Here is a 13577-nt window from a genome sequence, read left to right as displayed (position 1 = left end):
CCGTTGATTTTCTATGCTATGGTTATCCTCGTGAAGCGTACCGGACAGTTAGGCAACCGCCTGTTTCTGTTCGCCCATTTCATCAGCAATGCGGCGGAGTACGGCTACGAGTTGTGCAACCCCAGCTTTGGCGCGTACGCGCCATTTTTTGAGGCCACGGCCACCGGGGAGTTTGGCGGATTGCCGGTGTCGCTGCATCCTTTTGGCAAACAACGGGCCGGGTTCGATAAGGTGTTTGGCCTTCTGCAGCATCCGCGGGCATTCAGGCTGCTACGCGGCGCCACGCAGCTGTTGCCAGCCAGCCGGCTCACGCTGGTTCATTCCGCCGATGACGATGACACCTGCTTCGACCTGAACCAGCCGGAATACCTGGCGCAGGCGCGCAGCAGTAACATTGTGCTGGCCCACGGCTGGCTATTCCGGGATAAGCGCCACTTTGTACGGCATGCCCCACGCCTACGGCAGCTGTTTGCCCCCATAGCGCCCCACCGCCATGCCGTGGCCACCCTGCTGGAGCAGGTGCGCCGTACGGCCGATGTGGTGGTGGGCGTGCATCTGCGTCGCGGCGATTATGCCCACTTCGCCGGGGGGGCCTTCTACTATACCAATGCTACCTACGCCCGCGCCATGCGCCAGCTGCGCGACCAGCTGCCGGCGCAGCAGCGGGTGGCCTTTCTGCTTTGCTCCAATGAAGAAGTAGAACCCGCTGATTTTGCCGGATTAGCAGTGCACCGCCCCACCGGGCACTTCGTGGAAGACCTCTACGCCCTGGCCGGCTGCGACTATATACTGGGTCCGCCCAGCTCTTACTCGCTCTGGGCATCCTTTTATGGACAGGTTCCCCTCCTGCATCTGCAGAATGCCCAACAGCCGGTAGCATTGCCTGAATTTGAGGTTTTTCTGGATACCTAAAACTTCTTCTGATGCTTATGATCCGCCTCCTGGCTACAATTCTTATGGGTGCCTGCCTCACCATTCAGTCCTCCCAGGCCTTTTTATCCGGGGGGCCGAACGGCCCGCTGGTAATACGCCAGGGCGGCACGTACAGCGGCACCTTTATCAGTACGGATGCCAGCCAGCCCTGCGTACGGATTCTTACCCGTGAGCCGGTGTTGCTGCGCGACAGCTACCTGAAAGGCAGCGGCCATTTGATTGAAGCTGCGCCCGGCGCCTGGCTTACAGTGGAGAATTGCTACGGGCGGGGCGTGCTGCCTCAGATTCCGGAAACTGCGCGGGGCCGGTTTTTGGTGGCCGAAGGCGCCCGCATGCTGCGCGTCGAGCATTGCACCATGGAGCAGACAACGGGTATTTACGTGCTTCGCTGGAGCGGCGAAGGCACCCCGGAAGAAACTCTGACCATACGCTACAACCGCTCCCGTAACATTGATGGCCGCTACTGGAATGGTGGCCGTACCCGCGCCAGCTGGCTCAGCCTGGATAAGGTGTTGCATGTGCCCGGCATGGAAATAGCCTGGAACCAGGTGATTAATGAGCCTGACAGTTCCCTGGTAGAAGACAACATCAATTTCTTTAACTCCTCGGGCACCCCGGAAAAGCCTATTCGGTTGCACAACAACTACATTCAGGGGGCTTATCCCTACCCGGCCACCAGCAGGGAATATTCCGGCTCTGGGATTATGATGGATGGCCAGGGCACTTCTGCTGAAACCAGTACCGCTTACGTCCAGGCCTATGCCAACCAGGTGGTAAACACCTGCAACGCGGGCATGAGCATTGCTGCCGGCCACGATATCCGCTACTTTCAGAACCGGGTGGTAAACAGCGCCCAACTGCCCGATGGCCGTTACCTGCCTTCTACGTTTGCTGGGCTGGCTGTCTTTAATCATTACAATTCAGACTCCTCTATGTTCAACCGCCACAGCATCGACCATAATGTGGTGGGCTACAATAACCAGAATTACAGCATACCTGTGCCCGGCCGGCATGATGAGAACCCCCATGCCTGTGCCACCTGCTCGGCCCAGCAGCACCTACCCAACCCCATAACCTTGCGTACAGAGCAACTGGAGTGGCGCCTGTGGAAGCGCAAGCTCCGCCGTCATCGGGTAAAAGTGGGGGCTACCATAACCAAGCCACCCATACAAGCCAACCCATTGGCCCAGCGCTGATTATCAGAAAACACAAAAAATCTTCCCTCAGGAAGATTTTTTTATGCCCTTGTGAGCAAATCAGTTACATCAAAAAATCTCATTCCGGCTTATATAACCCGGTTACGATATGGATTTTCTATTGAATCTTATTTTAGTCCTATATACATAATTTTGTCGTTGATGTCTGAGTCATTTTATCTTTTGTACATTTGTAATGAATCACGGTATCAGATTTATGACTTTTACAAGTTTATTTCTGATCTGCTTTTTCAAAATCGGGGCATAGTTCGCTGAAAAGGGGATTTGAATTGCACCGGAGTGAGAAGCGAGGAGACAGACGCTTTATGAAGCGTGCTGTTGGAAAGAGTAGAGTAGTGCTGCCGAAAACCTGTAGTAACAGGTAATTAACAACTTTTTAGTTTGCTACTCCGACCTTCTGCGCAGAAGGCCGGCCATCAGGAGCCCGGGGGCTTGCGCACCACCAGGCAAGGAAACAAACAAAATCAGGCTGTTTTGGCCGCTGCCTTCCACGAAGGCAGTAATTGCACAAAAATGAGCTAGACATCTGAACCTAATTAAAACATAAGCGGGTTTAGCTAGTCATTCATTTCCCTGTTTTTCATTTTTTACAAAACACAGAATGCAAAAAACCTCTGGAAACTGGTTTGGGTACGCCCACAACACATCATCCTCTGGTGCACGCTTTCTGCCGCTGTTGGCGTTCGTGCTGTTGGTATTAGGGTTTGGTCCGGCTACATTCCGGGCTTCTGCGCAAGCACCCAACGTGACCTATCAAGGTCCTATTACAATTTCTAAAGGCGGTACTTACACGGGCAACTACCGTAGTACTGATTCCAATACGCCGGCCATTAAAATTGCCACTTCCGAGCCGGTTATTCTGGAGGGCTGCATCATTGCCAGTGCCGGCGACCATATTTCGGCCATTAATGGTGGTGCTGTTCTTACCGTACGCAACTGCAAAAGCTATGGCCTCGCGCCTAGCCAAGATAATATCCGCCGCGGCCGTTTCCTGGCTACGCACGCTGCCAAGTCGATTCGGGTGGAAAACAACTACCTGGAGCAAACGACGGGCATTACCATTCACCAATGGAGTGGTGATGGTTCACCCTCCCAAACCCTAACGGTTCTGCGCAACCAGGTGCGGAACATTGATTCCCGCTACCGCAATGGTGGTGGCACCAAAGCCAACTTCATAGGTCTGGATAAGGTTACCAACATTGGTAACATTGAAATTGCCTGGAACGAAGTAGTAAACGCCCCAAACAACTCGCTGGTAGAAGATAACATCAACTTCTATAGCTCGGGCGGGGTATCGGGTGCCTGGGCCAAAGTACACGACAACTACATCCAAGGTGCCTATCCGTACCCGGCTACTGCTACGTCTTTCTACGGCACGGGCATGATTACGGACGGCCTGAAGGACGGTGCTTTGCCGGCCTACATCGAGTCTTTCAACAACCAGTTTGTCAGCATCTGTAACGGTGGTATGAACCTGGCTGCTGGCCACGATATCAACTACCACCACAACCGGATTGTAACGGCGGCGCTGCTGCCGGATGGCACCACCAAATTGCCCTCGGCTTATTCTGGTGTAGCTATCTTCAACTACAACAACCTGTCGAGCAGCGTTTTCTACAACCATAAGGTAGATAACAACACCATCGGCTACGTGAAGTGGGGCTATAACCGCCCTTACGCTAACCGGAATGATGAAGCCGACTACGGCCTGCAGATTGCGACCAACACCCAACACCTGCCCAACCCCATTACGCTGGATACGGAGAAGAATGAGTGGACGATCTGGCAGAACAAGCTGAGCAGCAATAACGTCAAGATTGGCAATGGCGGCAGCGGTGGCGGTACATCCACTACTCCTCCTGCTACCACTACGCCCACGGCGAACAAGGTGCCAACCGTAAGCCTGACGGCTTCGTCTACCTCCCCTGCAGTAAACACGGCCATTAAACTGACGGCTTCAGCTTCGGATGCGGATGGCAGCGTAAGCAAAGTAGAGTTCTTCTCGGGTGCTACCAAGCTGGGCGAAGACACCTCTTCTCCTTATGAGCTGAGCTGGACGCCAACAGCGGCTGGTTCGGTAAGCCTCACGGCTAAGGCTACCGACAACGCCGGTGGCACTGCAACCTCTTCGGCAGTGAGTGTAAGTGTGCAGGCTGCTACCAGCACCACGCCTCCTACTAATACAACTCCTCCTGCTACAACTACACCAGTGGCCGGTTCTTTCTACCGGGCTATTGACCTGAACGGAGTAGCCTCGACCATTGATGGCAAGAACTGGGAAGGCAATGCCGCCCCTAACTACACCATGAACGGTACGCTGCACAACAGCACCACGGTGGCCCTGAACCCAAGCACAGATGCCACTCGCACGAACATGATTCGTTCTTCGAAGTACACCAATGCGGTAGACTTCAAGATGAGCAGCGTAGCTAACGGCAGCTACCAGGTGTACCTGTACGTGTGGGAGGATAATAACTCAGAGACCTATAACGTATTAGTAGAAGGTCAGCAAGTACAGTCCAGCATTGCCTCAGGCAGCGCCGGCACCTGGAAGAAGCTGGGGCCATATGCGGCTAACGTAACCGATGGCGTGCTGAACGTGACGACCACCGGCGGTACGGTAAACCTCTCCGGTGTGGAAGTATACAAGCAAACCACTTCGACTACTCCTCCGGCCACCACTACGCCTCCGGCAACAACGACCAGCACGACCTTCTACCGGGCTATTGACCTGAACGGAGTGGCCTCGACCATTGATGGCAAGAACTGGGAAGGCAATGCCGCCCCTAACTACACCATGAACGGTACGCTGCACAACAAGACCACAGTAGCCCTGATTCCTAGCACGGATGCTGCCCGCACGAACATGATCCGTTCTTCGAAGTATACCAATGCGGTAGACTTCAAGATGAGCAGCGTAGCTAACGGCAGCTACCAGGTGTACCTGTACGTGTGGGAGGATAATAACTCAGAGACCTATAACGTATTAGTAGAAGGTCAGCAAGTACAGTCCAGCATTGCCTCAGGCAGCGCCGGCACCTGGAAGAAGCTGGGGCCATATGCGGCTAACGTAACCGATGGCGTGCTGAACGTGACGACCACCGGCGGTACGGTAAACCTCTCCGGTGTGGAAGTATACAAGCAAACCACTTCTACGGCCAGCATCTTCACGCCTTCTGCAGGTTCCCTGAACGTAGCCTCAGTTCCGGCAAGCGTATTCCCTACGCCCATGGCCGGTGGCCTGGTGCAGTTGCCCTCTCTCACTGCCTCGGCAGTAGTGGTACCAGCACTGAATGCCCGTCAGTGGGTGCTGGCTCCTAAAATTGGCTAATCCTTCCTAAATACTGGCGGTGCCTGCACCGCTTGCCCTACTCGAAAAGCCCGATTCAGATGAATCGGGCTTTTCTGCTTTCCGTCTATTGCTGACCCCAAGTGAGGAAAACTATAGCTAACAGCGCTTTGTATTTAAACACAATTAAAAATAAATTATTTAATAAAATTAATTGACATTGTCATTATAAATGCAATTATTTGTAAGGATAGTTCTAACAATGGATTATTCAGCTTGGCTTTCACTTTTGATTAGTTCTACTTATGAAACGAGCTCTTATCACTGGCATTACCGGACAGGACGGCGCTTACCTCGCAGAGTTGCTGCTGGAAAAAGGATACGAGGTACACGGCATTAAGCGGCGCACCTCTTTATTCAATACCGACCGAATCGACCATCTCTATCAGGATCCGCACGAAGCTGATATCCGCTTCCGCCTGCATTATGGCGACCTGACGGACTCCACCAACCTGATCCGCATTATCCAGGAAGTGCAGCCCGATGAGATTTACAACCTCGGAGCTATGTCGCACGTGAAGGTGTCGTTTGATACCCCGGAGTATACTGCCGATGTAGACGGCCTGGGCACGCTGCGCATCCTGGAAGCGGTACGCATTCTGGGCCTGACGCAGAAAACCCGCATTTATCAGGCTTCTACGTCAGAGCTTTATGGGCTGGTGCAGCAGGTACCGCAGAGCGAAACGACGCCTTTCTATCCCCGCTCGCCCTATGCTGTGGCCAAGCTCTACGGCTACTGGATTACGGTGAACTACCGCGAGGCCTACGGCATGTTTGCCTGCAACGGCATCCTGTTCAACCACGAGTCGCCGCTACGGGGTGAGACCTTTGTAACGCGCAAAATTACCCGTGGCGTAGCCCGCATTGCGCTGGGGTTGCAGCCCAAAATCTACCTGGGCAACCTGGACGCCAAGCGCGACTGGGGCCATGCCAAAGACTACGTAGAAGCCATGTGGCGCATTCTGCAGCAGGACACACCCGAGGACTTCGTCATTGCCACGGGCGTAACCACTACCGTGCGCGAGTTTGTACGGCTGGCGTTTGCCGAATTGGGCATTGAGGTAGACTTCCACGGCGAAGGCGTGCAGGAAACCGGCTTTGTGGTGAAGTGCCATAACCTCGACTACCAGCTGCTACCTGGCCAGGAAGTGGTTGCCATTGACCCCGCCTATTTCCGGCCCACGGAGGTAGAGCTGCTTATTGGCGATGCCACCCGTGCCCGCACCCGCCTGGGCTGGGTGCCGCAATATGACCTGCCTGCCTTGGTAAGTGACATGGTACAGGCCGATGTGCTGCTATTCCGGCGCGATGCCGTGCTGCTGGAAGCCGGCCACCGCATCCTGAATTATTACGAATAGTTCTCGGTGCCTTACCTCTCTCCCCAAGCATGGAAAAGAACGCCAAAATATATGTAGCCGGGCACCGCGGAATGGTGGGCGCCGCGGTGATGCGCCTGCTCAGACGCGAAGGCTATACTAACCTGATAGTGCGTACCTCCCAGGAACTGGACCTGCGCAACCAGGCAGCCGTTGACGAATTCTTCGCCCAGGAACGGCCCGACTATGTGTGGCTGGCCGCGGCCAAAGTGGGCGGCATTCACGCCAACAATACCTATCGCGCCGATTTCATCTATGATAATCTGTTGATTGAAGCCAACGTCATTCATGCCAGTTTTCGGCAGGGTGTGCGTAAGCTGCTGTATCTGGGGTCTTCCTGTATTTACCCCAAGCTGGCTCCGCAGCCTATCAAAGAAGAGTATTTACTCACGGGCCCGCTGGAGGCTACTAACGAGCCTTATGCCATTGCCAAAATTGCCGGCCTCAAGCTCTGCGAAGCCTACCGCGCTCAGTATGGCTGTCAGTTTATTACGGTGATGCCCACTAATCTTTATGGCCCCCACGATAATTACGACCCCGAAAACTCGCACGTGGCCGCCGCCCTCTTGCGCAAGTTTAGCGAGGCCGCCGAGGCCGGACTGCCCAGCGTAGAAGTGTGGGGTACCGGCACGCCCCGCCGAGAGTTTCTGCACGTCGATGACCTGGCCAGCGCCTGCCTGCACCTGATGCAGCATTACGATGGCGCCGAGCCCGTGAATATTGGCACCGGCGAAGACCTGAGCATCCGGGAGCTGGCCGAGCTTATTGCGGAGCTATGCGGTTATAACGGCGACATTATCTTCAATTTTTCTCGCCCCGATGGCACCCCACGCAAACTATTGGATGTAAGCCGGCTGCATGCTTTGGGCTGGCACCACCAGATTGAGCTGCGGGAGGGACTGGCCCAGGTAATAGCCGCCGCCGACTGGCGACTCCATGTACATCATTCCGCTACTATGATGGTCTGACTCACCTTCTTCTAATGGCACCTCCCCTATCTTCTTTATCCTTCATTCCGGTGGGCATATGCATAATATAGTAGCCCGGGCAGGGCGTAAGGCTAGCCGCTTTTTTCGCGAAATAGTCCCCTATCAGTTGCATTACCGGCCCATTGGCGTACACCCCAGCAGCCGGGAGTTGTCTGCCCGTCCCGGCAGCCAGGTGGCATACTATGAGGTGGTGCCGGCCGGTGTTTCTCACGTGCATGTGCCCGATGACTTTTATGAGCAGGCGTCCAATTTCGGGGGGCTCTACAGCAAGCCCAACCGCACTGAAGAAGTCCCCCCTGCGGCAGTGGTGGTCCTGAAGAACGGCCGAATCTACGCCGATAACCCTAACAGCGTGGCTGTAGTGGCAGCCGATGGTGGTTTGGTAGGCGACATATCCTTTCAGTTTACCAAAAAGGCCTGGGACCTGCTGGATCCGGCCAGCAATAATATCTTTCAGCAGCGCTTTTTTCAGGAGCCACTGGAGGTAGCGGGCACAGTCTGCAGCCTGCTTTCGGGCGGAGGCGCGGCCAATGGCAACTACTACCACTGGATTATCGATTCGCTGCCGCGCCTACACCTGGTGCGCGAAGCCGGGCTGCTCCACAGCACCGACTTTTTTTTAGTGTATGATAAGACCCTGCCGTTTGTAGCGCAAACCACCCAGCAAATGGGAATCCGCCCAGAGCAGCTGCTTGATGTAAAATCGCACCCCCATGTGCGGGCAAAGCAACTGGTAGTAACAACTGCCGTGCGCGGAACCCGCACGCATACGCCCACCTGGGCCTGCGACTTTCTGCGGGATGTGCTCCTGCCCCCACCCCAAATAGACCGGCATTTTGGAGCCTACATCTATATCAGCCGCCGCGACGCGGCGTTCCGCCATGTAGTGAATGAGCCCGAGCTGGAGGCCATGCTACGGCCCTACGGGTTTGAAACGCATATACTTACCCCGTATTCCCAGGCCGAGAAAATTGCGCTATTTGCCCGGGCCCGGGTTATTGTGGCGCCCGTGGGGGCCGGCTTAGCCAATATTGTCTTTAGCTCGCCTGGCACCCAGCTTATTGAGCTGTTTCCGAAGAATTTTGTGGTAGCTGATTTTCTGGAGCTCAGTGCCCGGTTAGGCATGGGCTACCAGCATCAGGTATGTGCCTCGCCCCAAGCCAGCCATTCCCGCTTAGCCGCTAATGCCGACCACTTACTGGTAGACCTGCCCACCCTGCGCCGGCAGGTAGAGCACGCTATGCTTGAGCATTTTTCTCCAGCTTCTTTCGCTCAAGCTGGGTTTTAAGTACTGGCTGTGGGCCCCACCTGTTTCTTTAGCTCTTCTACTGCCATGGTTACCGCCTCCGCCCCCGATGTCATTGCCACAACCCAATCACCTGGCACCGACAGCACTTCCCCCCAGGCACTGGTTACGCTCTCCATTGTAACCTGGAATAGTGCTGAATGCATTGAGGCCTGTCTGCGCTCCGTACTCAACCAGTCGTACGCACAGTTTGAGTTGTGGGTCGTAGACAATGCTTCTGCGGATGATACCTGCGCAATTGTGGCGGCTCTGGCAGAAACCGATAACCGCATCCGGCTGCATCAGCTGGACCAAAACACCGGCTTTTGCGGGGGGCATAACTATACTCTAAACCGCACCAGTACCGAAGCTGTGCTGCTGGTAAACCCCGATACGGAGCTAGCCCCAGATTACCTGGAACGGGCACTAGCTGCCCTACGCAAAGAAGAGGACCTGGGCGTGGTATGCGGGCTTTTGCTACAAAGCCGGGAAGATGATGCCCGCATTGACAGCGCCGGCATGCTGGCGCTGCCCGATGGGCGCTTTGCGCTGCGTTTGCATGGAGTGCGCCAGAGCCAGGCCGGGAAACTAACCTCACAATACGTAGATGGGGCGGATGGCGCCCTGCCCCTTTACCGGCGGCAGTTTATTGATGATTTGCGGGTAGAAGGCGAGTTTTTTGACCCACGTTTTTTTGCACACAAAGAAGACTGGGATATAGCCTGGCGAGGGCAGCTGCTTGGTTGGCGTACGTTGTTTGAGCCAGCCTGCCGTGCCATTCATCCGCGACAGTTCCAGCCAGACAACCTGCGCGTGCGCCTGCGTATGAGCCGAAAGGTACGGGCAAATGCCGTCCGTAATCAGTGGATCATGCTGATCAAGAATACGCCTAAAACCAAAGTTTGGCAGCTGCTGACCCGGGCCCTCCCCCGGCAGCTGGCTATTCTGGGCTATTTGCTGGTGGCTGAGCGGAGTTCCTTAAGTGCCGTGCGCTATGTATGGCAGCATCGGAAGGCTATCCTCGCTTCCCGCCACATTATTCAGAGTCGTGCCCGGGCTGCCTGGGCACCGGCACGCCTGGCCCAATAGCCGCTTACATTAAGCCTGTTAGCATAAAGCCGACTGGCCCGGATGTGTTCCTGCATAGGAAGCACATCCGGGCCAGTCGGCTTTATGCTATGTTAACAGGCTTTCTATATCAGGGAGCGGCGGGTGCCATATTCTGAACTACTTGCCCCACTACTGAGGGAGCGGGCAGTGGAAAGCGCGCTTCCTGCTCCTGCCGGAGCCTGTCAATCAGGCGGCCATCGGGAAGCTCTACGTCATGGTAAGTAAGCACCTGATCCTGTGGAATATCATGGCGCAGGCGGCAGCCTTCGGCTACGCCCAGGGGCAGCAGGTTTTGCTGGCGGGCTACTTCGTAGTTTTCTGCCAGGCCATAGGTATGGTAATGGCCAATGCCATCCAGGACTTGCCCGGCAAAGAGTGGCACTTTCGCGGCGGTAATCACTTCTACAGTGGGGCGGCCTTGGGGAGCCAGCGCGGCATCCTGAAACAGTACCGCCCGGGCCACGGTGGTGGGTGTTTCGAAATGACAAAGGTGATAGGGCGTATAGAAGCAGTACAGCGGGCCGGGTCCCAGCTTATAAAGCTTAAGATAATGCTGCTGCACTGGGTCGTCGTGGGTGCCCAGCACAAATACGCCGGGGCCGGGCTCGGCCCCTACCACGTAGTCTACAATGCCGGGGCCGCCATCCAGCAGGTGCTCATGCGGGTACCATTCGGCGGCTTTGCTGATGGGCGTGCCCGTGGGTACTGTGGGGCCATACATACCCCGCTGGGCTACGCGCATCCCCAGAGCATTGGCTATACAGGCCTGCTCAAAGCTGATTTTGCTGCCATCGGCAAAGCTGGTCACCATACTCGGGTTCTGGCCCCACTGCCGGGCAAACCCTTCCTGCGTGGTGGGGTTACGGTACGGGTCGTGCAGGCCTTTGATGTTGCCGCACAGCACGGGTTTCACCCCCAGCCCTTTTACAAACCGCACCAGGTTGAGCGTAACGCCGGGCTGGTCGCCGTCTGAAACAGAGTAGATAACGCCGGCTTCATCGGCGTATGCTTTCAGAATAGCTCCCACGGTACCATCCAGCTCGGCATTCAGCAATATGAGGTGCTTGTGGTGCCGGATAGCCTCCAGCGCCACATGGGCACCATGCTCTACCGCACCAGTCACTTCAATTATGGCATCAATGCCTTCGGCGCGGCATACCAGCAGGGCATCATCCGTTACGGCCGGCACGCCCTGCCGAATGCATTCCTCCAGTTGCGCCACTGAGGCTACCTCCCGTACCGGACCGCTGCCAGCTGCCAGATAGGCCTGGCGCGCTTTGTCTACGGAGCGATTCGCAATAACGACCAGTTCCATGCCGGGCACGTAGCGACAGATCTGCAGCGCCACGCCCCGGCCCATAAACCCCGCCCCCACCATGGCCACGCGGATAGGATTCTGGGCCTGGGCCCGTTTCTGCAAAGCCGTATCAACTAAAATCATATCCTAAAAGCGTAAAAAGTGAACGGGGAGGGCCGGCGTTCCAGCCCTGCTCTACTGTGGTATCAGGAGCTGAAAATCAGGATGGTTGCTGTCTTTTGCTGAGACGAGCTTGGGGGGAAATGGCCACTTGATGGCAATAGCCGGATCATTCCAGCGCAGGCCACGCTCGGCGCCCGGCGCGTACTTAGCCGACACCTGGTAGAACACATCCGAATTATCTACCAGCGTGAGGAAGCCGTGCGCAAACCGCTCGGGCACCAGCAGCATACGGAAGCTGTCGGCAGTAAGCTCTACGCCCAGCCACTGCCCGTAGGTGGGCGACTCCTCGCGCAAATCCACAATCACATCGTACACGGCTCCGCGGGTGCAGCGCACCAGCTTGGTTTCCTGATGTGGCGGCAGCTGATAGTGCATGCCTCGTAGGGTACCCCGCTGGGGGTTGGAGCTAACATTAGCCTGCAGCGGCGGATATAAAATGCCGTGCTCCCGAAATTCATCCTCACACCATGACCGTGCAAAAAATCCCCGCTCGTCGCTCATTCGCTCCACATCAATGATGTAAGCCCCAGGTAGTTCAGTCTCAGTAAAAATCATAATTGCATATGGTTTAGGGAAAAATGGAAGAGAGACACAGGGAATAAGCAGGGAAAGCAAAACAGATAATTAAGCTACCGCCACGGGCACCGCTGCTGGCGCCACCACACGGACCGGTGCCCAATACAGCGCATCGGTCAATTGCTGGCTTTCACGCAGGTCGGTGAGCACCCGCAGGCGCATGAGGCGGGAAGAGCGGAATTCCGGGTCGCGAAAGCCCATAGAAAGCAGCCCGTCACGCAGTTCGGCAATGGTATCGGTTAGCTGATGCCGGGGCTGATGCTCGGGGGCCAGGGCTCGGAAAAGGCTGAAGTCGACGCGGTAAGAGCGTTTGTCCGGCGGGGCATCGGCGTTGAGCTCCACGGTGGTGCCGGGCAGGGCGTGAGCTACCGCCTGGGCCAGGTCGCGCACCTGATAGTTCCACTCGTCGCAGCCAGCATTAATGGCCAGGAAGGCGCCACCCAGCATGGCCGGGCGCTGCACGGCCCACTCAATGGCGCGGGCCATATCCAGCACATGTATGAGGGGGCGCCACGGGGTGCCGTCGCTCAGGATACTGATGCGGCCGCCGGCCACGGCCCCGGCCACGAAATCGTTGAGCACCAGATCCAGGCGGAGCCGGTCGCTCCAGCCGCAGGCAGTGGCAAAGCGCAGGCAGGTTACCCGGAAATTCTCATCGGCCAGTGGCGCCAGGTCCTGTTCACTCAGCACTTTAGAGCGAGCATAGGCCGTGAGAGGATTCAGGGAGGAGGTTTCCGTTTTGGCCCCCTCGCCCCCTGCACCATACATGCTGCAACTGCTGGCAAATATGAAGGAGCGCACGCCCGCGGCTTTGGCCTGACGCGCTATTTCAATGCCGGCGCGGTGGTTTACTTCCAGTGTTACGTCCTCAAAGGCTTTGCCCATGGGGTCGTTGGAAATGGCCGACAGGTGGACTACGGCATCTACTCCCTGCAGGAGCTCGGCCGGAAAGCGGCGCACGTCGCCAAAGACTTGCCGGTTCAGGCGGGTTTCAGGCAGGCGGGTGGCCCCGGTCAGACAGTGCGCGAAGAAGCCGGTGTCGTAGCCCAGTAGCTCGGCCTGCGGAAAGCGCTGCCGCAGCTGGCGCACTACGCCCGGACCCACATAGCCCATATTGCCAGTGATGAGAATACGATTCATAGTGAAAGATTTGATGGAGAAACAGTTAACACTTTTATATTATATACTATTAATAATCATGCAATTACGTTAATACAACAAAGACATAGTTGAGGTATAAAGGCCGGCTGCCTCTTGTAGAA

Annotated in this window: 10 protein-coding genes; 7 read left to right on the top strand and 3 right to left on the bottom strand. The window is 56.1% G+C overall.

The features are described from left to right. The first annotated feature begins 3 nt into the window (after positions 1-3). From Q4G72_RS08610 to Q4G72_RS08580, 7 genes are all read left to right on the top strand, one after another. On the top strand, positions 4-912 hold the full coding sequence (locus Q4G72_RS08610) for an O-fucosyltransferase family protein (protein WP_303311013.1): 909 nt from the start codon (positions 4-6) through the stop codon (positions 910-912). Between the two features lie 17 nt (positions 913-929). Continuing rightward, on the top strand, positions 930-2129 hold the full coding sequence (locus tag Q4G72_RS08605; RefSeq protein WP_303311012.1) for a glycosyl hydrolase: 1200 nt from the start codon (positions 930-932) through the stop codon (positions 2127-2129). Between the two features lie 622 nt (positions 2130-2751). Next, a complete protein-coding gene (locus Q4G72_RS08600) occupies positions 2752-5481 on the top strand; it encodes an Ig-like domain-containing protein (RefSeq protein WP_303311011.1) in 2730 nt (909 codons plus the stop codon). A 263-nt stretch (positions 5482-5744) separates the two neighbouring features. Beyond that, positions 5745-6857 (top strand): GDP-mannose 4,6-dehydratase, encoded by a 1113-nt coding sequence (gene gmd, locus Q4G72_RS08595; RefSeq protein ID WP_303311010.1) that lies wholly within the window; start codon positions 5745-5747, stop codon positions 6855-6857. Positions 6858-6886: 29 nt separating this feature from the next. After that, on the top strand, positions 6887-7843 hold the full coding sequence (locus Q4G72_RS08590; protein ID WP_303311009.1) for a GDP-L-fucose synthase family protein: 957 nt from the start codon (positions 6887-6889) through the stop codon (positions 7841-7843). A 58-nt stretch (positions 7844-7901) separates the two neighbouring features. Further along, positions 7902-9152 (top strand): glycosyltransferase family 61 protein, encoded by a 1251-nt coding sequence (locus Q4G72_RS08585; RefSeq protein WP_303311008.1) that lies wholly within the window; start codon positions 7902-7904, stop codon positions 9150-9152. Between the two features lie 45 nt (positions 9153-9197). Next, positions 9198-10238, top strand: coding sequence for a glycosyltransferase family 2 protein (locus Q4G72_RS08580; RefSeq protein ID WP_303311007.1), 1041 nt, complete (start codon positions 9198-9200; stop codon positions 10236-10238). 109 nt (positions 10239-10347) lie between these two features. On the opposite strand, the gene Q4G72_RS08575 is transcribed toward Q4G72_RS08580, so the two are convergent. The 3 genes from Q4G72_RS08575 to Q4G72_RS08565 all read right to left on the bottom strand — a co-directional run bounded on the left by Q4G72_RS08575 (position 10348) and on the right by Q4G72_RS08565 (position 13455). After that, positions 10348-11700, bottom strand: coding sequence for an NAD(P)H-dependent oxidoreductase (locus Q4G72_RS08575; protein ID WP_303311006.1), 1353 nt, complete (start codon positions 11698-11700; stop codon positions 10348-10350). A 51-nt stretch (positions 11701-11751) separates the two neighbouring features. Next, the gene (gene rfbC / locus Q4G72_RS08570; RefSeq protein ID WP_303311005.1) at positions 11752-12294 is read right to left on the bottom strand and encodes a dTDP-4-dehydrorhamnose 3,5-epimerase; all 543 of its coding nucleotides are present in this window, start codon (positions 12292-12294) and stop codon (positions 11752-11754) included. A 69-nt stretch (positions 12295-12363) separates the two neighbouring features. Continuing rightward, positions 12364-13455, bottom strand: a complete 1092-nt coding sequence (locus Q4G72_RS08565; RefSeq protein ID WP_303311004.1) for an NAD-dependent epimerase/dehydratase family protein — start codon at positions 13453-13455, stop codon at positions 12364-12366. Between the last annotated feature and the right edge of the window lie 122 nt (positions 13456-13577).

Origin of the sequence: Hymenobacter sp. BT730 (assembly GCF_030542105.1) — a bacterium.
In the GTDB taxonomy this organism is placed as follows: Bacteria; Bacteroidota; Bacteroidia; order Cytophagales; family Hymenobacteraceae; genus Hymenobacter.
This window is presented reverse-complemented; position numbering and strand designations above follow the sequence as displayed.

Excerpts from the sequence above, each read along its gene's own strand:
- Q4G72_RS08575 (WP_303311006.1), bottom strand. The coding sequence starts at position 11,700 with ATGATTTTAGTTGATACGGCTTTGCAGAAACGGGCCCAGGCCCAGAAT.
- Q4G72_RS08565 (WP_303311004.1), bottom strand. The coding sequence starts at position 13,455 with ATGAATCGTATTCTCATCACTGGCAATATGGGCTATGTGGGTCCGGGC.
- Q4G72_RS08585 (WP_303311008.1), top strand. The coding sequence starts at position 7,902 with ATGCATAATATAGTAGCCCGGGCAGGGCGTAAGGCTAGCCGCTTTTTT.
- gmd (WP_303311010.1), top strand. The coding sequence starts at position 5,745 with ATGAAACGAGCTCTTATCACTGGCATTACCGGACAGGACGGCGCTTAC.
- Q4G72_RS08605 (WP_303311012.1), top strand. The coding sequence starts at position 930 with ATGATCCGCCTCCTGGCTACAATTCTTATGGGTGCCTGCCTCACCATT.
- Q4G72_RS08600 (WP_303311011.1), top strand. The coding sequence starts at position 2,752 with ATGCAAAAAACCTCTGGAAACTGGTTTGGGTACGCCCACAACACATCA.
- rfbC (WP_303311005.1), bottom strand. The coding sequence starts at position 12,294 with ATGATTTTTACTGAGACTGAACTACCTGGGGCTTACATCATTGATGTG.
- Q4G72_RS08580 (WP_303311007.1), top strand. The coding sequence starts at position 9,198 with ATGGTTACCGCCTCCGCCCCCGATGTCATTGCCACAACCCAATCACCT.
- Q4G72_RS08590 (WP_303311009.1), top strand. The coding sequence starts at position 6,887 with ATGGAAAAGAACGCCAAAATATATGTAGCCGGGCACCGCGGAATGGTG.